The following is a 22,325-nucleotide window of genomic DNA, read 5'->3' on the forward strand; positions in this document are numbered from 1 at the left end:
CGCTGAGCCGTTTATTCGTTGAGAATGCCTACTGTATTACAGAACAGCTTTCTCTACAACGCGAACCAGCGTCCAGGACTTAGTCTTGGACAGCGGACGGCATTCGCGGATTTCAACCACGTCACCAGTACCGCATTCGTTGTTCTCGTCATGTACGTGCAGTTTGGTCGTACGCTTAATGAATTTACCGTAGATCGGGTGTTTCACAAAACGTTCGATAGCAACAACAATGGATTTCTCCATTTTATCGCTAACAACGCGACCTTGCAGAGTACGGATTTTATCGGTCATTACGCACCCGCCTTCTCAGTCAGTAAAGTCTTAACGCGTGCGACATCACGACGCACTTGCTTCAACAGGTGAGACTGTTGCAGCTGGCCACTTGCAGCCTGCATACGCAGGTTGAACTGCTCACGCAGCAGATTCAGCAGCTCGGTGTTCAGCTCTTCAACACTCTTCTCACGCAGCTCTTTTGCTTTCATTACATCACCGTCTTAGTTACAAAGGTGGTTTTAATCGGCAGTTTCGCTGCTGCCAGCTTGAATGCTTCACGGGCCAGCTCTTCCGGTACGCCGTCCATTTCATACAGGACTTTACCCGGCTGAATCAAGGCAACCCAATACTCTACGTTACCTTTACCTTTACCCATACGCACTGCCAGCGGCTTTTCAGTGATCGGTTTGTCCGGGAATACACGGATCCAGATCTTACCTTGACGCTTAACTGCACGGGTCATAGCACGACGTGCTGCTTCGATCTGACGGGCAGTCAGACGACCACGGCCAACAGCTTTCAGACCGAAGCTGCCGAAGCTAACATCCGTACCCTGCGCCAGACCGCGGTTACGGCCTTTGTGCATTTTACGGAATTTTGTACGCTTTGGTTGTAACATCAGCGACGCTCCTTATTTACGGCCTTTACGCTGCTGCTTTTTAGGTTGCGCAGCCGGTTTTTCCGGTTGTTCAACAGCAGCCATACCACCCAGGATCTCGCCTTTGAAGATCCACACTTTAACGCCGATTACACCGTAAGTGGTGTGCGCTTCAGAGGTGTTGTAGTCGATGTCAGCACGCAGAGTGTGCAGAGGAACGCGACCTTCACGGTACCATTCGGTACGAGCGATTTCCGCGCCGCCCAGACGGCCGCTAACTTCAACTTTAATACCTTTAGCGCCCAGACGCATTGCGTTCTGTACAGCACGCTTCATAGCACGACGGAACATAACGCGACGTTCCAGCTGAGAAGTGATGCTGTCAGCAACTAATTTTGCGTCCAGTTCAGGCTTACGCACTTCGGCGATATTGATCTGAGCAGGAACGCCAGCAATATCCGCTACGACTTTGCGCAGTTTTTCTACGTCTTCGCCTTTCTTACCGATAACGATACCCGGGCGAGCAGTGTGAATGGTCACACGGATGCTCTTAGCCGGACGCTCGATAACGATACGAGATACAGACGCTTTAGCCAGTTCCTTAGTCAGGTACTGACGTACTTTAAAATCGCTGTCCAGGTTGTCAGCGAATTCTTTGGTGTTCGCAAACCAGGTTGAGTTCCATGGTTTTACAATACCCAGGCGAATACCATTAGGATGTACTTTCTGACCCATTGCTAGTCTCCAGAGTCTCAGCGATCGGACACAACCACAGTAATGTGGCTGGTGCGCTTCAGGATGCGATCTGCACGACCTTTTGCACGCGGCATAATGCGCTTCATGCTCGGGCCTTCGTCTACGAAAATTTTCGTAACTTTCAGATCGTCAATGTCAGCGCCATCGTTGTGTTCAGCGTTAGCAATGGCAGATTCCAGGACTTTCTTAACCAGTACAGCCGCTTTCTTATTGGTGTAGGTCAGAATATCAAGGGCCTGCGACACTTTCTTACCGCGAATCAGGTCTGCAACAAGGCGAACCTTCTGAGCAGAAGAACGAGCATGGCGATGTTGAGCTAAAGTTTCCATCTCTTCCTCCTACCTTATTTCTTCTTCGCTTTTTTATCAGCAGCGTGGCCGCGATAAGTACGAGTCGGTGCGAATTCACCCAGTTTGTGACCGACCATTTCGTCGGAAACAAATACCGGAACGTGCTGACGACCATTATGGACAGCGATGGTCAAACCGATCATGTTAGGAAAGATCGTTGAACGACGGGACCAAGTGCGCAGGGGCTTCTTGTCTCCGCTTTCCACCGCTTTCTCTACCTTCTTCAGCAAGTGCAGGTCAATAAAAGGACCTTTCTTGAGAGAACGTGGCATGGCTTATCCTCTAAAATTATTTGCTACGGCGACGTACGATGAATTTATCAGTACGCTTGTTGCTGCGGGTCTTCTTACCTTTGGTCTGAACGCCCCACGGAGTTACCGGGTGCTTACCAAAGTTACGACCTTCACCACCACCATGTGGGTGGTCGACTGGGTTCATCGCAGTACCGCGAACGGTAGGACGAACACCACGCCAGCGTGCAGCACCTGCTTTACCCAGAACGCGCAGCATATGCTCAGCATTGCCAACTTCGCCCAGAGTTGCACGGCAGTCTGCTTCGACTTTACGCATTTCACCAGAACGCAGACGCAGGGTGACATAAGCACCATCACGAGCAACGATCTGAACGTAAGTACCAGCGGAACGTGCCAGCTGACCGCCTTTACCTGGTTTCATTTCTACGTTATGAACGGTAGAACCAACCGGGATATTGCGCATCGGCAGGGTGTTACCTGCTTTGATTGCAGCATCAACGCCAGATTGAACCTGGTCGCCAGCTTTCAGGCCTTTAGGGGCCAGGATGTAACGGCGTTCACCGTCTTTGTACAGAACCAGCGCGATGTTCGCGGAGCGGTTCGGATCGTACTCAAGACGTTCAACAACTGCCGGGATACCGTCTTTGTTGCGTTTGAAGTCAACAATACGATAAGCCTGCTTGTGACCACCACCGATGTGACGAGTGGTGATGCGGCCATTGTTGTTACGACCACCGGATTTGCTGTTTTTTTCAACCAGCGGAGCAAAAGGTTTGCCCTTGTGCAGCTCTGGGTTGACCACTTTAACGACGTGGCGACGACCCGGAGATGTCGGTTTACATTTAACAACTGCCATTGTATTACTCCTCCGACTTACTCAGCGCCGCCGACGAAGTCCAGATTCTGGCCTTCCTTCAGGGTGACGTAAGCTTTTTTCCAGTCGCTACGACGACCGATACGCTGTCCGTGACGTTTAACTTTCCCTTTAACTACCAGGGTGTTAACGACTTCGACTTCGACTTCAAACAGTTTCTGCACAGCAGCTTTGATTTCTGCTTTGGTCGCGTCTTTAGCAACTTTGAGAACGATGGTGTTAGTTTTTTCCATCGCAGTAGACGCTTTTTCAGAAACGTGCGGTGCACGCAGCACCTTCAGCAGACGTTCTTCACGAATCATGCCAGCATCTCCTCAACTTGCTTAACAGCATCAGCAGTCATTACGACTTTGTCGAAGGCGATCAGGCTAACCGGGTCGATACCAGTTGCATCGCGTACGTCAACCTTGTGCAGGTTGCGCGCAGCCAGGAACAGGTTCTCGTCCAGCTCACCGGTGATGATCAGCACATCTTCCAGAGCCATGTCTTTCAGTTTCTGTGCCAGCAGCTTAGTTTTAGGCGCTTCTACAGAGAATGATTCGACAACGATCAGACGATCCTGACGTACCAGTTCGGACAGAATGCTTTTCAGCGCGCCGCGGTACATCTTTTTGTTAACTTTTTGACTGTGGTCCTGCGGGCGAGCAGCGAAGGTCACGCCACCTGAACGCCAGATCGGGCTCTTGATAGAACCTGAACGCGCACGGCCGGTACCTTTCTGGCGCCACGGCTTTTTGCCTGAACCAGTTACTTCAGCACGAGTCTTCTGAGCACGAGTACCCTGACGAGCACCAGCTGCATAAGCAACAACAACCTGGTGAACCAGCGCTTCGTTGAAATCACGACCGAAGGTAGTTTCGGAAACAGTCAGCGCGCTCTGCGCGTCTTTCAATACTAATTCCATTGCTATCCCCTTACGCCTTCACAGCTGGTTTAACGATCAGGTCGCAACCGGTCGCACCCGGAACACCACCTTTAACCAGCAGCAGGTTGCGCTCAGCGTCAACACGTACTACGTCCAGGCTCTGAACAGTGACACGTTCGTTGCCCAGCTGACCTGCCATTTTCTTGCCTTTGAACACTTTGCCCGGAGTCTGGTTCTGACCGATAGAACCCGGAACGCGGTGAGACAAGGAGTTACCGTGAGTCGCGTCCTGGGTACGGAAGTTCCAGCGCTTAACGGTACCAGCGAAACCTTTACCTTTAGAGGTACCGGTTACGTCAACTTTTTTAACGTCAGCAAACAGTTCAACGCTAATGTTCTGACCAACGGTGTATTCTTCACCATCTGCCAGACGGAACTCCCACAGGCCGCGGCCAGCTTCTACGCCAGCTTTAGCAAAGTGGCCAGCTTCCGGCTTAGTTACGCGGTTAGCTTTTTTAGCACCGGTGGTAACCTGAACAGCGCGATAGCCATCGTTAGCCAGATCTTTAACCTGAGTAACGCGGTTTGCTTCAACTTCGATAACGGTTACTGGGATAGATACGCCATCTTCAGTGAAGATGCGGGTCATACCCACTTTTTTACCGACTAAACCAATCATTGTATCAACCTCTCAATCGCTCGATGACCTGATTAACCCAGGCTGATCTGCACGTCTACACCGGCAGCCAGGTCCAGACGCATCAGAGCATCAACGGTTTTTTCAGTTGGCTCAACGATGTCAACCAGACGCTTGTGAGTACGGATCTCGTACTGATCACGCGCGTCTTTGTTGACGTGCGGGGAGATCAGAACGGTGAAACGCTCTTTGCGGGTCGGCAGCGGGATCGGACCACGAACCTGCGCACCAGTGCGCTTGGCAGTCTCGACGATTTCCGCGGTTGATTGATCGATCAGACGATGATCAAACGCTTTCAAACGGATACGGATTCTTTGGTTCTGCATGAGACCAGAGCTCCAATTATTTTATAGACGAAATAGTTACTCCTCAAACCCATTACGATTGATGGGAGAGTGTAACCGTTCTTACAGAGTTCCCCAATTGGGAACATTGTCTGGTATTGCTTTCGCAGTACCGGTGGCTCATATCGAACCGCTGTCAATATTAGACAAGCCCGCGCATTATACGTAAATCTCAGTCTTAAGCAAGTGCCGCGTAGAAATTAATCACTCGTTCACAAATGCAGGCCTCCTTCCACTCTGATTGTATGTCCTATGGTGCAACGCATTTTCCGTGGAAAAGAGTATCCATAACCCACATCCCGGACTTGTAGGGTCGCCAAGCTTACCCGAAGGTATACTTTTTACCAGATAAGGTTTGCCCATGTACATCGACCTCCCCTTTCTGCTGTTTTATGTTTCGCTATCAGGGTTGCTCTTAGTCCATGACCTACGTACCGGGTTGCTGCCCGACAAATTCACCTGCCCTCTTTTGTGGGGCGGTCTTATTTATCATCAGTGCTGCAGACCTGCACAGTTATCCGACGCGCTTTGGGGTGCCGTCGCAGGTTATGGGGTATTTGCGTTGTTCTACTGGGGGTATCGTTTGATATGCCGACAGGAAGGATTAGGCTTTGGTGATGTCAAATTTCTTGCCGCGCTAGGCGCATGGCATCGCTGGGAATCATTACCACTGTTGGTTTTACTTGCCGCGGGCATGGCATGCTGTCTCACCGGGATTTCCTGCGCCCGTTACGGGAGACAGGTACTAAAAAACCCGCTGCCTTTTGGGCCATATCTGGCGGCTGCGGGTTTTGTTGTTGGCTGGCTAAATCTGATACAGGGCGGTTAATCGCTGACCTTAATTTGCGATTGCAGATAGTTTTGCAACCCAAGTTTTCCAATCAGATCCAACTCCGTTTCGAGCCAATCGATATGCCCTTCTTCTTCGGTCAGGATCTCAATCATCATGTCCCGACTAACATAGTCATGAACGCTATCGGCATAAGCAATGGCTTCGCGTAAATCTTTCGCACCATCAAGCTCGAGCCGAAGATCTGATTGCAGCATCTCTTCAACATCTTCACCAATCCCCAACTTGCCTAGATCTTGTAAGTTTGGGAGACCTTCTAAGAATAAAATACGCTCAATGTATTTATCAGCGTGTTTCATCTCATCGATTGATTCATGGTACTCAACATCATTGAGGCGAGTCAGTCCCCAGTTTTTAAACATACGGGCATGGAGAAAATACTGGTTGATTGCGACAAGCTCATTTCCCAATAGTTTATTGAGATAATTTATGATTTTAACATCACCTTTCATTTTATAGTCCCTCCGCTTCCACTCTTAGAGCGTAGATGGGGCTACAGGGATGTCAAAAAAAAGAGTGTGACTTAGGCGATCTCTTTAAATTCTGGCATTTGAGTTAATTCATCCTGCATGACTTCACGGGCAGCACGAATGCACTTACCGCACTGATTTCCAACAGGAATAAACTTACGTAATTGCTGAAAGGACTGAGGATGAAACTGGCGAACAGCCTGACGAATTTTTTTATCACTTATCGCATTACACAAACAAACGTACATGATCGCTCCCGTTCAATTTCTGCGCAAAGTGTAAATGAGAATAATTATGATTACAATAGCACAACGTTATTTACGCGATGGAAGAATGAACAAAAAATGCGAACAAATATGACAACGGTTAAATCACAGGTAGCAAAAAGGGCGCCTTAGCGCCCTTTTTAAGCTCAAAGCTAATTAATAAATAATTAGCTCATTACTTTAGCAACAACGCCCGCACCTACAGTACGGCCGCCTTCACGGATTGCGAAACGCAGACCGTCATCCATCGCGATTGGGTGGATCAGGGTAACAACCATTTTGATGTTGTCGCCCGGCATTACCATCTCAACGCCTTCTGGCAGTTCGATGGTACCAGTCACGTCAGTAGTACGGAAGTAGAACTGCGGACGGTAGCCTTTGAAGAACGGAGTATGACGGCCGCCTTCGTCTTTGGACAGGATATAAACTTCAGATTCGAACTTGGTGTGCGGCTTGATAGAGCCCGGCTTAGCCAGTACCTGACCACGTTCGATTTCTTCACGTTTGATACCACGCAGCAGAACACCAACGTTCTCACCAGCACGGCCTTCGTCCAGCAGTTTGCGGAACATTTCAACGCCAGTACAGGTAGACTTGGCAGTCTCTTTGATACCAACGATTTCAACTTCTTCACCAACTTTGATGATACCGCGTTCTACACGACCGGTAACAACGGTACCACGACCGGAGATGGAGAATACGTCTTCGATAGGCAGCAGGAACGGCTTGTCAATCGCACGCTCTGGTTCCGGGATGTAAGAATCCAGGAAGCCAGCCAGTTCGATGATTTTCGCTTCCCACTCTGCTTCGCCTTCCAGCGCTTTCAGAGCAGAACCACGAACGATCGGAGTGTCGTCGCCCGGGAAATCGTACTGAGACAGAAGTTCACGAACTTCCATTTCTACCAGTTCCAGCAGCTCTTCGTCATCAACCATGTCGCATTTGTTCAGGAACACGATGATGTACGGAACGCCTACCTGACGACCCAGCAGGATGTGCTCACGAGTCTGCGGCATCGGGCCGTCAGTCGCAGCAACAACCAGGATCGCGCCGTCCATCTGCGCAGCACCGGTGATCATGTTTTTAACATAGTCGGCGTGGCCCGGGCAGTCTACGTGCGCGTAGTGGCGAGTCGGGGTGTCATATTCAACGTGAGAAGTGTTGATGGTGATACCACGAGCTTTTTCTTCCGGAGCGTTATCGATCTGGTCGAAAGCACGAGCAGCACCGCCGTAGGTTTTAGCCAGTACGGTGGTGATTGCAGCGGTCAGGGTAGTTTTACCGTGGTCAACGTGGCCGATGGTGCCGACGTTAACGTGCGGTTTTGTACGTTCAAATTTTTCTTTAGACACGGCTATATTCCTTACTATAGTGCTCTCCCCTTTGGAGAGAGCACGGGACTTAGGTTTTAATCCTGTGGCTTATTTACCACGGGCTTCAATAACGGCCTGAGCAACGTTGTTCGGCGCATCGTCGTACTTCAGGAACTCCATGGAGTAAGAAGCACGGCCTTTGGTCAGAGAACGCAGTTGGGTTGCATATCCGAACATTTCAGACAGCGGAACTTCAGCGTGGATAACAACGCCAGTGACGTTGGATTCCTGACCACGAAGCATACCACGACGGCGGCTCAAGTCACCGATAACGTCACCGGTGTTCTCTTCCGGAGTCTCTACTTCAACCTTCATGATAGGCTCAAGCAGAACTGGTTTCGCTTTCTTAAAGCCATCTTTGAAGGCGATAGAAGCGGCCAGTTTAAACGCCAGCTCAGAGGAGTCAACGTCATGGTAAGAACCGAAGTGCAGACGCACGCCCAGATCAACAACCGGGTAACCAGCCAGCGGGCCGGATTTCAGCTGTTCCTGGATGCCTTTATCAACGGCCGGGATGTATTCGCCAGGAATTACACCACCTTTGATGTCGTTGATGAACTCGTAGCCTTTCGGGTTTGAACCCGGCTCCAGCGGGTACATGTCGATAACAACATGACCGTACTGACCGCGACCACCAGACTGCTTAGCGTGTTTACCTTCGATATCGGTAACTTTCGCACGAATCGCTTCGCGGTAAGCAACCTGAGGTTTACCGACGTTCGCTTCAACGTTGAATTCACGCTTCATACGGTCAACGATGATGTCGAGGTGCAGCTCACCCATACCGGCGATAATGGTCTGGTTAGATTCTTCGTCAGTCCATACACGGAAAGACGGGTCTTCTTTAGCCAGACGGCCCAGAGCCAGACCCATTTTTTCCTGGTCAGCTTTGGTTTTCGGTTCAACTGCGATGGAGATTACCGGCTCAGGGAATTCCATACGTTCCAGAATGATCGGGTGATCCGGGTCACACAGGGTGTCACCAGTGGTCACGTCTTTCAGACCGATTGCAGCCGCGATATCGCCCGCGCGAACTTCTTTGATCTCTTCACGTTTGTTGGCGTGCATCTGAACGATACGGCCAAAACGCTCACGTGCAGTTTTCACGGAGTTCAGGATGGTGTCACCGGAGTTAACCACACCAGAGTACACACGGAAGAAGGTCAGGTTACCCACGAACGGGTCGGTAGCGATTTTGAATGCCAGAGCAGCAAACGGCTCGTCATCGCTAGCATGACGCTCAGCAGGAGTATCTTTACCGTCGTCCAGAATACCGTTGATCGCAGGTACGTCGACTGGGGATGGCAGGTAATCAATTACCGCATCCAGCATCGCCTGAACACCTTTGTTCTTGAACGCAGAACCACAGGTTACCAGGATGATTTCGTTGTTCAGAACACGCTGACGCAGAGCTTTTTTGATCTCTTCTTCAGTCAGTTCTTCACCACCCAGGTATTTCTCCATCAGCTCTTCTGAAGCTTCCGCAGCGGACTCGATCAGGTTCTGGTGCCATTCTTCAGCCAGTTCCTGCATGTCTGCCGGGATATCTTCATAAGTGAAGGTTACACCTGCATCTTCTTCGTTCCAGTTGATGGCTTTCATTTTCACCAGGTCAACAACACCGGTGAACGCTTCTTCAGCGCCAATTGCCAGCTGCAGCGGAACAGGGTTCGCGCCCAGACGGGTTTTGATCTGACCAACAACTTTCAGGAAGTTCGCACCCATACGGTCCATTTTGTTAACGAACGCAATGCGCGGAACTTTATATTTGTTTGCCTGACGCCATACGGTTTCAGACTGAGGCTGAACACCACCAACTGCGCAGTAAACCATTACTGCACCATCAAGCACACGCATGGAACGTTCTACTTCGATTGTGAAGTCAACGTGCCCCGGGGTGTCGATGATGTTTACGCGATGCGGTTCGTACTGCTTAGCCATACCAGACCAGAATGCAGTAGTCGCTGCGGAGGTGATAGTAATACCACGCTCCTGCTCCTGCTCCATCCAGTCCATGGTGGCTGCGCCGTCATGAACTTCACCGATTTTATGGTTTACACCGGTGTAGAACAGAATACGTTCGGTAGTAGTGGTTTTACCGGCGTCGATGTGCGCACTGATACCGATGTTACGGTAGCGCGCGATGGGTGTTGTACGAGCCATTTGATTCCTCGTTTATCTTTTAGGCGTTCAATTTAAGTAGCCCAAAGCGGGCTGCTTACTAGAAGCGCCCGCCTGGTGACTAAAACTCCGAAGGGATTACCAACGGTAGTGTGCGAACGCCTTGTTGGCTTCTGCCATACGGTGAACGTCTTCACGTTTCTTAACTGCAGTACCTTTGTTTTCTGCAGCATCAGAAAGTTCGTTCGCCAGGCGCAGAGCCATGGATTTATCACCGCGTTTACGAGCAGCTTCAACGATCCAACGCATTGCCAGAGCATTACGACGGACCGGGCGGACTTCAACTGGTACCTGATAAGTAGAACCACCAACGCGGCGAGACTTAACTTCGACAGTCGGGCGCACGTTTTCGAGAGCTACTTCGAAAGCTTCCAGTTCGTTTTTACCAGAACGCTGAGCCAGGGTCTCCAGCGCGCTGTATACGATAGTTTCGGCAGTAGATTTTTTACCATCTACCATCAGGATATTTACAAATTTAGCCAGCAGTTCTGATCCGAACTTCGGATCCGGCAGAATTTTACGCTGACCAATGACGCGACGACGTGGCATGGAAATACTCCGTTGTTAATTCAGGATTGTCCAAAACTCTAAGAGTTTAGTTTGACATTAATATAAAACGTTTGGCCTTACTTAACGGAGAACCATTAAGCCTTAGGACGTTTCACGCCATACTTGGAGCGTGATTGCTTACGGTCTTTAACGCCGGAGCAGTCAAGCGCACCACGAACGGTGTGGTAACGAACACCCGGGAGGTCTTTTACACGACCGCCACGGATCAGGATCACGGAGTGCTCCTGCAGGTTGTGACCTTCACCACCGATGTAGGAAGTCACTTCAAAACCGTTAGTCAGACGAACACGGCAAACTTTACGCAGTGCGGAGTTCGGTTTTTTAGGGGTGGTAGTATATACACGAGTACATACGCCACGTTTCTGCGGGCATGCTTCCAGCGCAGGCACGTTGCTTTTTGCAACTTTGCGTGCACGTGGTTTGCGTACCAGCTGGTTAACTGTTGCCATTAAATAGCTCCTGGTTTTAGCTTTTGCTTCGTAAACACGTAATAAAACGACCTCATACAATATGAGGACGCAGAATTTTAGGTCGGTGTCGAAAAGGTGTCAAGAAATATACAACGATCCCACAATTACCAGGTCATCTGGCTGAGATGCTTCACCGTAAGTCTGACGAAGTCAGTATAGCCAACCCTGACGACACTGTCTGAAATTTGACCACCCAACCCGCGAGCTTTAATGTCTTCTTCCAGTACATAGACCTTAATGGAGGCATTTTGCAGACTTTCAAGGAAACGACTGCCTTCTATTGCTGCAGTGACGCTATCCTGAAGCAGTAAAAGCTCGTCATCTTCAGCAATCAGACGCAGGAGAGAGGAGAAGTCGGTTAGCCACGCAGAGCGATGTAAAATGTGCAGCATGAGAGCCTCAAAACCTCAAAATGACGTCATAGTTGCCAAGCTCACGACGCAAATCTTCCGGTTCAAGCGCCGTCGCATCAACCACAAAATTCGCCCCCTCTGCCAGGCCTCGCTCACGCAATGAGGCCGCACAAAGCCAGCATTGTTCTATATCGTACAATCCTAACAGTTTGAAAGTAGAGATATAGTCTCGCGCCAGAACGACGTCCGGTTGTTGCCCCTGGAGGATCTGGAAGACACCATCACCGATAAAGAACACGCCGAGATCTTCCGTTAATGCAGATGTCGCCAGTAAAGCATCCAGTCCTTCGCGGCCGGATGCGCTGCCGTGCGGCACAGTAGAAAAAACAAAGGCAACACGTTTCATTAAAACTGCACCACGCGATCGCACGTCAGGGATGCTTCAGCCAGCGATCCAAGACCGCTGAGAGTAAATCCTGACTGTAAATTAGCACCAGACAACCCCAGTCGTGTTGCCTCAGTCTCATCAACAACACCACGCCGCAAGGCTGCCGCTACACAGATATTCAGCGCCACACCATGCTGCTGGTGAAGCTTTTGCCAGGCTCGCACTAAATCAAATTCATCACTGGCGGGCGATGTCAGAACGTTCGCGTTATACACGCCCTCACGATAAAAGAAGACGCTACACAATTCGTGTCCTTCTTCGAGTAGCGCATGCGCAAATTGCAATGCGCTACTCGCTTGCTGTGTGCCGTAGGCGGGCCCGGTTACCATGATGGCAAAACGCATTACTTATCTTGCCCCTGGAAATCACCGCTTTTGAACTGGCGAATATAGAGGTAGACCGTGTGCTTGGAGATGTTCAGACGATCGGCAACCTGATTGATCGCATCTTTAATATCGAAGATCCCTTTCTCATACAGGTTCAGGACGATCTGACGATTCTTGGCATTGTTGGAGACGTTACGATCGGCGTTCACTTCTTCAATGGTGAACTCCAGCGTCTGGGTCACCAGATCTTCGACTGAGGACGCGAAGTTCACGGCTGATCCCACTTCCGGGGTCTCCGGCGGGATAAAGGTATTCATTATCTGCGAGAAAGGGACATCAAGGTTCATGTTGATGCACAGCAGACCAATCACGCGATGCTCACGGTTGCGAATGGCAATCGTCACCGACTTCATCAAGACACCGCTTTTCGCGCGTGTGAAATAACACTTCGACACGCTGCTATCCGCACCCGTCATATCATGCAGCATACGCAACGCAAGGTCGGTAATCGGCGAGCCAATTTTACGGCCCGTATGTTCACCGTTAGCGATGCGAATGGCCGAGCATTTCAAATCCTGCAAAGAGTGCAATACGATTTCACAATGGGAACCAATGAGCATCGCCAACCCGTCCACTACCGCTTCATAGGATTTAAGGATATCGAAGTCGGTTTGATCGAAAGGACGTTGATCCAGTAAATCTAGCTCACTGGTTTCGTTGGTTAAAAGCGACCTGGACATGAAAAAAAGCACTCCTTTTCAGGAGCCTGTCGTTATGTTGTCAGGGCAGGCTCATCACTATTATAGGGGCATCTAAAGTAATACAGCGCACAAGGCGCTTTCCAGTATTAATTATATCCTGCCGATAATAAAAAACCGCCGCCCTGTGGGCGGCGGTTTCTAATCATTTACTTTTTGCTGCTGTCTGCAGCTTTATCTGCCGGCGCAGCATCTGGCTTCGCATCTGCTTTCGGTGCCGGTTTGATATCTAACAGCTCAACATCAAAGACCAGCGTGGAGTTTGCTGGAATGCCCGGAACGCCAGTTTTACCGTATGCCAGATCCGGTGGGATAACCAGCTGGATTTTGCCGCCTTTCTTGATGTTTTTCAGACCTTCGGTCCAGCCTGGAATAACACCGTCAAGACGGAAAGAGAGCGGCTCACCACGGGTGTAAGAGTTATCAAACTCTTTACCATCAATCAGCGTACCTTTGTAGTTCACAACCACAGTATCGCTGTCTTTCGGTGCTTCACCGGTACCTTCTTTCTCTACTTTGTAGACCAGGCCAGTAGAAGAGGTTTTGACACCTTTCTCTTTAGCAAACTTAGCACGGTACTCTTTACCTTTCGCTTCGTTATCGGCCGCATCTTTTTCCATTTTCGCCTGAGCGGAAGTCTTCACGCGCGCTTCAAATGCCTGCAGAGTTTGTTCGATTTCCTGGTCAGACAGTTTGCTCTTATCTGCAAACGCATCCTGAACACCCGCGATCAACTGATCTTTATCCAGTTTGATGCCCAGTTTTTCTTGTTCTTTCAGGGAGTTTTCCATATAACGACCCAGGGACGCGCCCAGCGCGTAAGCGGCTTTTTGGTCGTCATTTTTGAATGCTGCTTTGCTGTCAGCGGTAGCGGCTGGTTTCGCAGCATCAGCAGCGAAGGTGATCGGGGCATGCAGTGCAACGGCCATTGTGGTCGCCAGCAGCGTTACTTTAAACAGTGATTTCATCCATCTCTCCAGGGCCGGGGCATCTCACCCCAGGGTTAGCTAACATAAAAACGTACTATAAAGCGTTGTAGAACAAATCAACATACAGGCACGCCCTATTATCACCACTTTTCAGACACTTTTTGTTTAAATTAGTTTCGTTGCAGAGGAATGAGTGCTGTGCAAACAGGCAAAGTTAAGTAGAATTCGCCGCAGTCCGCGATCTGCCGGAGAAAAACAGAAGAGGTTAATCATGCAGGATACAACGATGGAAACTCGCCTGGCTGAGCTGGAGAGTCGCCTGGCGTTTCAGGAAATAACCATTGAAGAGCTGAACGTAACGGTGACCGCGCATGAACTGGAAATGGCCAAACTGCGCGACCATCTGCGTCTGCTGACGGAAAAGCTCAAAGCAACGCAGCCGTCCCACATTGCGTCGCAGTCTGAAGAGACCCCGCCGCCACATTATTGAGACGTAAAAAAAGCGGGGATATCCCCGCTTTTTTGTGCCGGATGACGACGTAAACGTCTTATCCGGCCTACGGTAGGCCTGATAAGCGTAGCGCCATCAGGCAATCATACCGATTAGTGGCAACCGCAGCCGCCGCCGTTACCTTTACCGCCACCGCCGCAGCAGCCTTCGCCGCCGTGCTCGTGACCATGGTCGTGACCGTGACCACCGCAGCAACCATCGTGACCATGGTCATGATCGTGGTCATGGCCATGCGCACCGTGAACGTGGCCGTGGGCCAGCTCTTCTTCGGTCGCTTCACGGATAGCAACAACTTCTACGTTGAATTTCAGGTTCTGGCCAGCCAGCATGTGGTTACCGTCAACCACAACGTGGTCGTCTTCCACTTCGGTAATTTCTACCGGTACTGGACCCTGGTCAGTTTCCGCCAGGAAACGCATGCCAACCTGCAGTTCATCAACGCCCATGAAGACGTCTTTAGGAACGCGCTGCACCAGGTTTTCATCGTACTGACCGTATGCGTCGTTTGCGCCAACAGCAACATCGAATTTGTCGCCAACTTCATGACCGTCCAGCGCTGTTTCCAGGCCAGAAATCAGGGAACCGTGACCATGCAGGTAGTCCAGCGGTGCACTCACCGGAGACTCATCAACCAACACACCGTCTTCTGTACGTACCTGATAGGCCAGGCTGACCACCAGGTCCTTTGCTACTTTCATGATATCTCCTGAGCATGGAAAGAATAGTGGCGCAGATTGTAGCGGAATTCTGCACCCGTGTACCCTCTAGCTTAAAAAAAGCTGCGTCATATCGCTAGTCCGGATGAAAAATCCCGATCACTTGCTCCTCTTTGCGAACGTGCTCGCGCGCTTCTTTATCGGCCTCGCGCATCTGATGACCACACTTAACACACTCAACAATATCGATATTATTTTCACGCCACATCGCCAGCGAATCCTGCGCCTGGCAGGACGGACATTTTGCGCCTGCAATAAAACGTTTACGAATTGCCATGGTTATCCTCTACTCAAATTCATCCCAGCCATCCAACTGGCGCCGTTCTTTCTGCATCTCCCGCTGGAAAATTTCCTCCAGCTCACGCCGGGCCTCTCTGGCACGAGAGATTTGCACCGTATCGGTATGCATCGGGATCAATTCCCGTAGCATGCGCATATCGAGTCGACGAAAATGTAACTGGGCGCGCTGCGCCTGATGCGGATGCATCCCCAACGACACCAGCGCTTTGCGCCCCAGTTCCAGTGCGCTCGAGAAGGTTTCACGGGAAAACTGCGTGACACCTGCCTGTAATAACTCATGCGCCTCTACACGTCCGCGCGCTCGCGCAAGAATATGCAAATGCGGAAAATGTTGTTGGCACAGTTCCACCAGCTTCATCGTGTCTTCAGGTTCATTGCAGGTGATCACAATAGACTGCGCCGCCTCTGCGCCAGCGGAACGTAAAAGCTCCACCTGCGTGGCGTCACCGTAATAGACTTTATAGCCATATTTACGCATCAGATTCACCGCACTGATATCCCGCTCCAGGACGGTAATACGCATTTTGTTCGCCATCAGCAAACGGCCGATCACCTGACCAAAACGCCCAAACCCCACCACGATAACCTGCGGCTTATCGTCTTCCACCCAGGGCTGTTCATCTTCCTCATCCGGGCCGTTGAACTGGCGAGAGAGCCATTTATCAATCAGCTTCATCAACAGTGGCGTGGTCATCATCGACAGCGTGACGGTTACCAGCAAAAGTGCCATTTGATCGCCCTGAAACAGCCGCTGGGAAGATGCCGTTGAAAAAAGCACGAAGGCAAATTCTCCGCCCTGGCTTAGCACCCCCGCAAATTGCATCCGCTCCGAGCTTCTCATGCCATTCAGCCGCGCCAACACATAGAGCACCAGCGTCTTCACGATGACCAGTACCATCACGCTCGCCACTACCCACAAAATATGGGTATAAAGCACGCCAAGGTTAAGTGACATCCCCACCGAGATGAAAAATAACCCGAGCAAAAGCCCTTTAAAGGGATCAATCGCCGTTTCCAGTTCATGTCGATATTCGCTTTCCGCCAGCAGCACGCCAGCGATAAACGTTCCCAGCGCCATCGACAGGCCCAGCGCATCCATAAACAACGCAGAGCCCAATACCAGCAGCAACGTGGCCGCGGTAAACACTTCCCGCACGCCGGACCCCGCAATAAAGCGAAAGACAGGACGCAGCAGATAGCGTCCGCCAATCAACATGCCAGCAAAAGCCAACACCTTCATGCCCACTTTGATCCAGTCAAAATGCTCATCGGCTGATCCTGCTAACAGCGGAACCAGCGCCAACGCGGGGATCACCGCCAAATCCTGGAACAACAGCACTGAAAAGCCCAGTTGTCCGGATTCACTGCGGTTCATCCCTTTTTCCCGCATCAGCTGTAACGCCATTGTCGTCGATGACATCGCCAAACCAATCCCACCGACTACCGCCGCCTGCCAGGAATAGTCAGTGAGCATCAATAACCCTGCCAGGACAAGCGCGCTAAGTAACACCTGCGCGGCACCGACACCAAAAATTGAACGCCGCAATTGCCATAGTTTAGCCGGGTTAAGTTCCAGCCCGATGATGAACATCAGGAAGACCACGCCCAGCTCAGAGAAGTGCAGAATTTCATCCACATCGCTGATGAAGCCAAGTCCCCATGGGCCAATAGCGATCCCCGCCAGCAAATAGCCCAACACCGGCCCAATACCCAGCCGCGATGCCAACGGCACCGCAGCCACCGCCGCGAAGAGGAACAGCACTCCCGCCGTCAATAAATCAGAACCTTCCATCAGCGGCCTCCCACAGGAATCGGATTCGCCAGCCAGTCACCATACGCTTTAGCATGGCTGTCCAGCTCCTGCTTCGTTTGCCGTCTGGCCCAGTAAACGATGATGGGACTCATCCAGTGCATCCGGCACATTCCTGCCGTCAGCTCAAAAGGACGTAACACATCACTCATCGGATAGCGGTTCAGCGCGTCATACCGATACGCACTTTCCGGCTCACCAGTGGTGATCACACTCCGCCAGTACTTTCCCGCCAGTTGGTTCCCTCCGGGGCCACTGGCAAACCCGCGGCTCAGTACGCGGTCAAGCCACTCCTTTAGCAGGGCCGGGCAGCTATAGGTATAGAGCGGATGCTGAAAAACAATCACGTCATGCTCACGCAGCAATTCCTGCTCGTGCGAAATATCGATAAAAAAATCAGGATAGTGCGCGTAAAGATCGTGCACGGTAACATTATTGAGCTGCATGGCCGGTTTAAGCAGAACCCGGTTCGCGACCGAGTCCTGAGATTCCGGATGGGCATACAGCAGCAACACTTTCGCTGGCTGGGACATCATCCCCCTCCCGGTTTTGTCTTTTGTCTATTTTCGGCGTTTTGGGCTACCATTGCGCCTCGGTGCGGCAAATGGCCCACACATTACATTATCATAATGATAAATTAACATAGTCTGAACATACGGCGCCTTATGATTGTTTTCTCATCGTTACAAATTCGTCGCGGCGTGCGCGTCTTGCTGGACAATGCCACGGCCACCATTAATCCTGGGCAGAAGGTTGGCCTGGTGGGTAAAAATGGCTGCGGTAAATCTACCCTGCTGGCATTGCTGAAAAATGAAATCAGCGCTGACGCCGGCGGATTTACGTTTCCGGGAAACTGGCAACTCGCATGGGTGAATCAGGAAACGCCTGCGTTACCACAGCCAGCGCTGGAATACGTGATTGATGGCGACCGCGAATATCGTCAACTGGAAGCCCAGTTAAACGATGCCAACGAACGTAACGATGGACACGCCATTGCCACCGTACACGGAAAGCTGGACGCCATAGACGCCTGGACCATTCGCTCACGCGCGGCCAGCCTGCTGCACGGTCTCGGTTTCTCTAACGAGCAGCTCGACCGCCCGGTCAGCGATTTCTCCGGTGGCTGGCGTATGCGCCTCAACCTGGCCCAGGCGCTGATTTGCCGTTCAGACCTGCTGCTGCTCGATGAACCCACCAACCACCTCGATCTCGACGCGGTAATCTGGCTGGAAAGATGGTTGAAAAGCTATCAGGGCACACTGATTTTGATTTCCCACGACCGTGACTTCCTCGATCCGGTGGTGGATAAAATTATTCATATCGAACAGCAAACCATGTTCGAGTACACCGGCAACTACAGCGCGTTTGAAATCCAGCGTGCGACCCGCCTTGCACAACAACAAGCGATGTACGAAAGCCAGCAAGAGCGCGTGGCGCATCTGCAAAGCTATATCGATCGTTTCCGCGCAAAAGCAACCAAGGCAAAACAGGCGCAGAGCCGTATCAAAATGCTGGAGCGCATGGAGCTTATCGCGCCAGCCCATGTCGATAACCCGTTCCATTTCAGCTTCCGTGAACCGGAAAGCCTGCCTAACCCACTGCTGAAAATGGAAAAAGTGAGTGCTGGCTACGGCGATCGCACAATCCTCGATTCCATCAAACTGAATCTGGTGCCGGGTTCCCGCATTGGCCTGTTAGGCCGCAACGGTGCGGGCAAATCAACGCTGATCAAGCTGCTGGCCGGCGAACTGGCCCCTATCAGTGGCGAAATTGGCCTGGCGAAAGGCATCAAGCTGGGCTACTTCGCGCAGCATCAACTGGAATTTTTGCGCGCTGATGAATCCCCCATTCAGCACCTGGCACGTATGGCGCCACAAGAGCTCGAACAGAAACTGCGTGATTACCTCGGTGGATTCGGCTTCCAGGGCGATAAAGTCAGCGAAGAAACCCGACGTTTCTCCGGCGGTGAAAAAGCACGTCTGGTGTTGGCACTGATCGTCTGGCAGCGCCCGAACCTGCTGCTGCTTGATGAACCGACCAACCACCTGGATCTGGACATGCGCCAGGCACTGACCGAAGCGCTAATCGATTTCGAAGGCGCACTGGTTGTGGTATCGCACGATCGCCACTTGATCCGCTCCACCACCGATGATCTCTATCTGGTGCACGACAAAAAAGTCGAGCCGTTTGATGGCGATCTGGAAGATTACCAGCAGTGGCTGAGCGACGTGCAAAAACAAGAAAATCAGAGCGACGAACCAGCAAAAGAGAGCGTTAACAGCGCCCAGGCGCGTAAGGACCAGAAACGCCGCGAAGCCGAGCTACGCAGCCTGACACAACCGCTGCGTAAAGAGATTACCCGTCTGGAAAAAGAGATGGAGAAGCTACACGCACAGCTGGCACAGGCTGAAGAGAAGCTCGGTGATAGCGAACTGTACGACCAAAGTCGTAAAGCTGAGCTCACGGCATGCCTGCAACAACAGGCAAGCGCGAAGTCCGGGCTGGAAGAGTGTGAGATGGCCTGGCTGGATGCGCAGGAACAGCTTGAGCAGATGCTGGCCGAGTAGCCCTGATTGTCGGATAAGGCGAAACCGCCATCCGGCGTCGGAGTTGATAATGCCTGATGGCGACGTTCGCGCGTCTTATCAGGCCTATGTTTCGGCCCGTAGTTGCGCTCCAGGCTCGCGTAACCTGCTGACTGACTGGCGACAAAATCACATATTGGCTAACCCGCACGCGCTGTGCGCGGTATAGTTATTCTTTCCGATTATTAATTGCTCTGGTGTTATGGTTGAAATCACATCCACAGAAATGACCCCACCTACCGACGATTCGCGAGAATTCCGCCCGATGCGTGGTATCAGTAACCGTCATCTACAGACGATGCTGCCGCGTTTAATACGCCGTAAGGTGAAGTTCGATGCCCATTGGCAGCGTCTGGAATTACCCGATGGTGACTTTGTCGACCTGGCATGGAGCGAAGATCCACAGCAGGCCAAACATAAGCCGCGCCTGGTGGTTTTTCACGGTCTGGAAGGAAGCCTGAACAGTCCGTACGCGCATGGCCTGATTGAAGCGGCGCAAAAGCGCGGCTGGCTCGGTGTAGTGATGCATTTTCGTGGCTGTAGCGGTGAGCCAAATCGCCTGAATCGTATTTATCACTCTGGTGAAACAGAAGATGGCACCTGGTTTTTAAACTGGCTGGAGCGCGAGTTTGGACGCGTTCCAACCGCTGCAGTAGGTTATTCGCTCGGTGGGAATATGCTGGCCTGCCTGCTGGCGAAAGAAGGGAACACGATCCCCATTGATGCGGCAGTTATCGTCTCTGCACCGTTTGTGCTGGAAGCGTGTAGTTATCACATGGAGAAGGGTTTCTCCCGCGTCTACCAGCGCTACCTGCTCAATCTGCTGAAAGCCAACGCCTCACGGAAACTGGAAGCGTATCCGGGGTCGCTGCCAGTGAGCCTCGCGCAATTAAAATCCCTGCGTCGTATTCGCGATTTCGACGATTTGATCACGGCTAAAATCCACGGTTTTGCTGATGCTATAGATTACTATCGTCAGTGCAGCGCCATGCCACTGTTGAATCGGATCGCCAAACCGACGCTGATTATCCACGCCAAAGACGATCCGTTTATGGATAGCCATGTCATCCCACAACCCGAGAATCTGCCCCCACAGGTGGAGTATCAACTCACCGAGCACGGTGGACACGTCGGATTTATTGGTGGCACGTTACGTCGCCCTGAGATGTGGCTGGAATCGCGTATTCCAGACTGGCTGACAACATATCTGGAGGCATCATCATGATGATTCCCTGGCAAGACATCTCCCCGGACGCGCTGGATAACCTGATTGAAAGCTTTGTCTTGCGCGAAGGCACCGATTATGGTGAACATGAACGCTCGCTCGAACAAAAAGTCGCCGACGTCAAACGCCAACTACAATCAGGTGAAGCTGTGCTGGTGTGGTCCGAACTGCATGAAACGGTCAACATAATGCCGAGGAAACAGCTTCACGAGTAATCCGCTGCCGACGGCTGACTATAATAAAAAACCAACCTATTTATGGAGTTGTTATGTCTGCCAAACATCCGGTGATTGCGGTAACAGGATCCAGTGGCGCGGGGACCACCACCACCAGCCTCGCGTTTCGTAAAATTTTCGCACAGTTAAATCTGCGTGCCGCCGAGGTGGAAGGTGACAGTTTTCATCGTTATACCCGCCCGGAAATGGATATGGCGATCCGCAAAGCGCGCGACGCCGGACGACACATCAGCTACTTCGGCCCTGAAGCGAATGACTTTGGCCTGCTCGAACAAACCTTCATTGAGTACGGCCAGACGGGAAAAGGACAGTCGCGTAAATATCTGCATACCTATGATGAAGCCGTTCCATGGAACCAGGTTCCGGGCACATTCACCCCATGGCAACCGCTTCCTGAACCTACTGATGTACTGTTCTATGAAGGATTGCACGGCGGCGTCGTTACACCACAACAAAATGTGGCACGGCATGTCGATCTGCTTGTGGGTGTTGTCCCTATTGTGAACCTGGAGTGGATCCAGAAACTCACCCGCGATACCAGCGAACGCGGGCATTCACGTGAAGCGGTAATGGACTCGGTCGTTCGTTCAATGGACGATTATATCAATTACATTACGCCGCAGTTTTCCCGCACGCATATTAACTTCCAGCGAGTGCCCACCGTCGACACCTCCAACCCCTTTGCGGCAAAGAGTATTCCGTCACTGGATGAGAGCTTTGTAGTGATTCATTTTCGTAATCTGGAAGGCATCGATTATCCCTGGCTGCTGGCTATGCTGCAGGGTTCATTCATTTCCCATATCAATACATTAGTCGTGCCGGGCGGCAAGATGGGGCTGGCGATGGAATTGATCATGCTGCCATTGGTGCAGAGGCTGATGGAAGGTAAAAAGATAGAGTGATGTATGGGATGTTCCCGATGGCGCTACGCTTATCG

At 51.4% G+C, this 22,325-nt stretch carries 31 protein-coding genes and 1 pseudogene; 6 read left to right on the forward strand and 26 right to left on the reverse strand.

The features are described 5' to 3' along the window. Positions 1-36: 36 nt before the first annotated feature. The 11 genes from rpsQ to rpsJ are packed head-to-tail and all read right to left on the reverse strand — an operon-like array spanning position 37 to position 4,993. Entirely contained in the window at positions 37-291 is a 255-nt protein-coding gene (gene rpsQ / locus QMN38_RS13970; protein WP_003031120.1) for a 30S ribosomal protein S17, read from the reverse strand. Next, positions 291-482 (reverse strand): 50S ribosomal protein L29, encoded by a 192-nt coding sequence (gene rpmC, locus QMN38_RS13975; RefSeq protein ID WP_000644742.1) that lies wholly within the window; start codon positions 480-482, stop codon positions 291-293. The genes rpsQ and rpmC overlap by 1 nt, the downstream gene beginning before the upstream one ends. Further along, complete coding sequence (gene rplP, locus QMN38_RS13980; RefSeq protein ID WP_000941212.1) at positions 482-892, reverse strand: 50S ribosomal protein L16; 411 nt, start codon at positions 890-892, stop codon at positions 482-484. Before rplP ends, rpmC begins: the two co-directional genes overlap by 1 nt. Before the next feature lie 12 nt (positions 893-904). After that, positions 905-1,606: a 30S ribosomal protein S3 gene (rpsC, locus tag QMN38_RS13985; RefSeq protein WP_000529945.1), complete on the reverse strand. Its 702-nt coding sequence runs from the start codon at positions 1,604-1,606 to the stop codon at positions 905-907. Between the two features lie 17 nt (positions 1,607-1,623). Continuing rightward, the gene (gene rplV / locus QMN38_RS13990; protein WP_000448832.1) at positions 1,624-1,956 is read right to left on the reverse strand and encodes a 50S ribosomal protein L22; all 333 of its coding nucleotides are present in this window, start codon (positions 1,954-1,956) and stop codon (positions 1,624-1,626) included. A 14-nt stretch (positions 1,957-1,970) separates the two neighbouring features. Continuing rightward, a complete protein-coding gene (rpsS, locus tag QMN38_RS13995) occupies positions 1,971-2,249 on the reverse strand; it encodes a 30S ribosomal protein S19 (protein WP_001138115.1) in 279 nt (92 codons plus the stop codon). 16 nt (positions 2,250-2,265) lie between these two features. Beyond that, on the reverse strand, positions 2,266-3,087 hold the full coding sequence (gene rplB, locus QMN38_RS14000; protein ID WP_016154746.1) for a 50S ribosomal protein L2: 822 nt from the start codon (positions 3,085-3,087) through the stop codon (positions 2,266-2,268). 17 nt (positions 3,088-3,104) lie between these two features. Further along, complete coding sequence (gene rplW, locus QMN38_RS14005) at positions 3,105-3,407, reverse strand: 50S ribosomal protein L23 (RefSeq protein WP_000617546.1); 303 nt, start codon at positions 3,405-3,407, stop codon at positions 3,105-3,107. Continuing rightward, positions 3,404-4,009: a 50S ribosomal protein L4 gene (gene rplD / locus QMN38_RS14010; protein ID WP_003031119.1), complete on the reverse strand. Its 606-nt coding sequence runs from the start codon at positions 4,007-4,009 to the stop codon at positions 3,404-3,406. Before rplD ends, rplW begins: the two co-directional genes overlap by 4 nt. A gap of 10 nt (positions 4,010-4,019) precedes the next feature. Further along, entirely contained in the window at positions 4,020-4,649 is a 630-nt protein-coding gene (gene rplC / locus QMN38_RS14015; protein WP_003031117.1) for a 50S ribosomal protein L3, read from the reverse strand. A 32-nt stretch (positions 4,650-4,681) separates the two neighbouring features. Beyond that, positions 4,682-4,993 carry a 30S ribosomal protein S10 gene (rpsJ, locus tag QMN38_RS14020; RefSeq protein ID WP_001181005.1) on the reverse strand — a complete coding sequence of 104 codons (312 nt, stop codon included), beginning with the start codon at positions 4,991-4,993 and terminating at the stop codon, positions 4,682-4,684. A gap of 379 nt (positions 4,994-5,372) precedes the next feature. Here rpsJ and QMN38_RS14025 point away from each other — a divergent pair, with 379 nt between their 5' ends. Then, complete coding sequence (locus QMN38_RS14025) at positions 5,373-5,840, forward strand: prepilin peptidase (protein WP_271442358.1); 468 nt, start codon at positions 5,373-5,375, stop codon at positions 5,838-5,840. Here the strand turns inward: QMN38_RS14025 and bfr are convergent. From bfr to fkpA, 11 genes are all read right to left on the reverse strand, one after another. Beyond that, positions 5,837-6,313 carry a bacterioferritin gene (gene bfr / locus QMN38_RS14030; protein WP_040232010.1) on the reverse strand — a complete coding sequence of 159 codons (477 nt, stop codon included), beginning with the start codon at positions 6,311-6,313 and terminating at the stop codon, positions 5,837-5,839. The two genes, QMN38_RS14025 and bfr, sit on opposite strands and share 4 nt — an antisense overlap. 71 nt (positions 6,314-6,384) lie before the next feature. After that, positions 6,385-6,579, reverse strand: coding sequence for a bacterioferritin-associated ferredoxin (gene bfd, locus QMN38_RS14035; protein ID WP_003031111.1), 195 nt, complete (start codon positions 6,577-6,579; stop codon positions 6,385-6,387). Positions 6,580-6,764: 185 nt separating this feature from the next. Next, entirely contained in the window at positions 6,765-7,949 is a 1,185-nt protein-coding gene (tuf, locus tag QMN38_RS14040) for an elongation factor Tu (protein WP_003031109.1), read from the reverse strand. A gap of 69 nt (positions 7,950-8,018) precedes the next feature. Beyond that, positions 8,019-10,133, reverse strand: a complete 2,115-nt coding sequence (gene fusA, locus QMN38_RS14045) for an elongation factor G (RefSeq protein WP_003023659.1) — start codon at positions 10,131-10,133, stop codon at positions 8,019-8,021. A 96-nt stretch (positions 10,134-10,229) separates the two neighbouring features. Next, a complete protein-coding gene (gene rpsG, locus QMN38_RS14050; RefSeq protein ID WP_003023657.1) occupies positions 10,230-10,700 on the reverse strand; it encodes a 30S ribosomal protein S7 in 471 nt (156 codons plus the stop codon). A 95-nt stretch (positions 10,701-10,795) separates the two neighbouring features. Beyond that, complete coding sequence (gene rpsL / locus QMN38_RS14055; protein ID WP_003023654.1) at positions 10,796-11,170, reverse strand: 30S ribosomal protein S12; 375 nt, start codon at positions 11,168-11,170, stop codon at positions 10,796-10,798. 125 nt (positions 11,171-11,295) lie between these two features. Next, the gene (gene tusB, locus QMN38_RS14060) at positions 11,296-11,583 is read right to left on the reverse strand and encodes a sulfurtransferase complex subunit TusB (RefSeq protein WP_271442321.1); all 288 of its coding nucleotides are present in this window, start codon (positions 11,581-11,583) and stop codon (positions 11,296-11,298) included. Positions 11,584-11,590: 7 nt separating this feature from the next. Beyond that, positions 11,591-11,950 (reverse strand): sulfurtransferase complex subunit TusC, encoded by a 360-nt coding sequence (tusC, locus tag QMN38_RS14065; protein WP_271442320.1) that lies wholly within the window; start codon positions 11,948-11,950, stop codon positions 11,591-11,593. Continuing rightward, positions 11,950-12,336 (reverse strand): sulfurtransferase complex subunit TusD, encoded by a 387-nt coding sequence (gene tusD / locus QMN38_RS14070; RefSeq protein WP_005121677.1) that lies wholly within the window; start codon positions 12,334-12,336, stop codon positions 11,950-11,952. Before tusD ends, tusC begins: the two co-directional genes overlap by 1 nt. Next, on the reverse strand, positions 12,336-13,058 hold the full coding sequence (locus tag QMN38_RS14075; protein WP_003023643.1) for a helix-turn-helix transcriptional regulator: 723 nt from the start codon (positions 13,056-13,058) through the stop codon (positions 12,336-12,338). The genes tusD and QMN38_RS14075 overlap by 1 nt, the downstream gene beginning before the upstream one ends. A gap of 167 nt (positions 13,059-13,225) precedes the next feature. After that, positions 13,226-14,044, reverse strand: a complete 819-nt coding sequence (gene fkpA / locus QMN38_RS14080; protein ID WP_271442317.1) for an FKBP-type peptidyl-prolyl cis-trans isomerase — start codon at positions 14,042-14,044, stop codon at positions 13,226-13,228. 232 nt (positions 14,045-14,276) lie between these two features. Here fkpA and QMN38_RS14085 point away from each other — a divergent pair, with 232 nt between their 5' ends. Next, positions 14,277-14,495 carry a protein SlyX gene (locus tag QMN38_RS14085; protein WP_003023639.1) on the forward strand — a complete coding sequence of 73 codons (219 nt, stop codon included), beginning with the start codon at positions 14,277-14,279 and terminating at the stop codon, positions 14,493-14,495. Positions 14,496-14,608: 113 nt separating this feature from the next. Here QMN38_RS14085 and slyD read toward each other — a convergent pair whose 3' ends face one another. The 4 genes from slyD to kefG form a co-directional block, all read right to left on the reverse strand. Beyond that, a complete protein-coding gene (gene slyD / locus QMN38_RS14090; protein WP_003023634.1) occupies positions 14,609-15,214 on the reverse strand; it encodes a peptidylprolyl isomerase in 606 nt (201 codons plus the stop codon). Positions 15,215-15,308: 94 nt separating this feature from the next. After that, positions 15,309-15,509 carry a YheV family putative zinc ribbon protein gene (locus QMN38_RS14095; RefSeq protein ID WP_005121675.1) on the reverse strand — a complete coding sequence of 67 codons (201 nt, stop codon included), beginning with the start codon at positions 15,507-15,509 and terminating at the stop codon, positions 15,309-15,311. Positions 15,510-15,518: 9 nt separating this feature from the next. Continuing rightward, positions 15,519-17,324, reverse strand: coding sequence for a glutathione-regulated potassium-efflux system protein KefB (gene kefB / locus QMN38_RS14100; protein ID WP_323605232.1), 1,806 nt, complete (start codon positions 17,322-17,324; stop codon positions 15,519-15,521). After that, positions 17,324-17,875, reverse strand: a complete 552-nt coding sequence (kefG, locus tag QMN38_RS14105) for a glutathione-regulated potassium-efflux system ancillary protein KefG (RefSeq protein ID WP_271442323.1) — start codon at positions 17,873-17,875, stop codon at positions 17,324-17,326. Before kefG ends, kefB begins: the two co-directional genes overlap by 1 nt. A 132-nt stretch (positions 17,876-18,007) precedes the next feature. On the opposite strand from kefG, the gene QMN38_RS14110 reads away from it, so the two are divergent. The 4 genes and pseudogenes from QMN38_RS14110 to QMN38_RS14125 all read left to right on the forward strand — a co-directional run bounded on the left by QMN38_RS14110 (position 18,008) and on the right by QMN38_RS14125 (position 22,290). Next, positions 18,008-19,909: an ABC transporter ATP-binding protein gene (locus tag QMN38_RS14110; RefSeq protein WP_323605233.1), complete on the forward strand. Its 1,902-nt coding sequence runs from the start codon at positions 18,008-18,010 to the stop codon at positions 19,907-19,909. Between the two features lie 174 nt (positions 19,910-20,083). Next, positions 20,084-21,152 (forward strand): annotated as a pseudogene (locus tag QMN38_RS14115) (hydrolase). Further along, the gene (locus QMN38_RS14120) at positions 21,149-21,367 is read left to right on the forward strand and encodes a YheU family protein (RefSeq protein ID WP_202037580.1); all 219 of its coding nucleotides are present in this window, start codon (positions 21,149-21,151) and stop codon (positions 21,365-21,367) included. The pseudogene QMN38_RS14115 and the gene QMN38_RS14120 overlap by 4 nt, the downstream one beginning before the upstream one ends. 53 nt (positions 21,368-21,420) lie before the next feature. Next, positions 21,421-22,290 carry a phosphoribulokinase gene (locus tag QMN38_RS14125; RefSeq protein WP_008786301.1) on the forward strand — a complete coding sequence of 290 codons (870 nt, stop codon included), beginning with the start codon at positions 21,421-21,423 and terminating at the stop codon, positions 22,288-22,290. Positions 22,291-22,325: the final 35 nt, after the last annotated feature.

The organism is Citrobacter sp. R-1.5.2, assembly GCF_035064245.1.
Taxonomy (GTDB): Bacteria; Pseudomonadota; Gammaproteobacteria; order Enterobacterales; family Enterobacteriaceae; genus Citrobacter.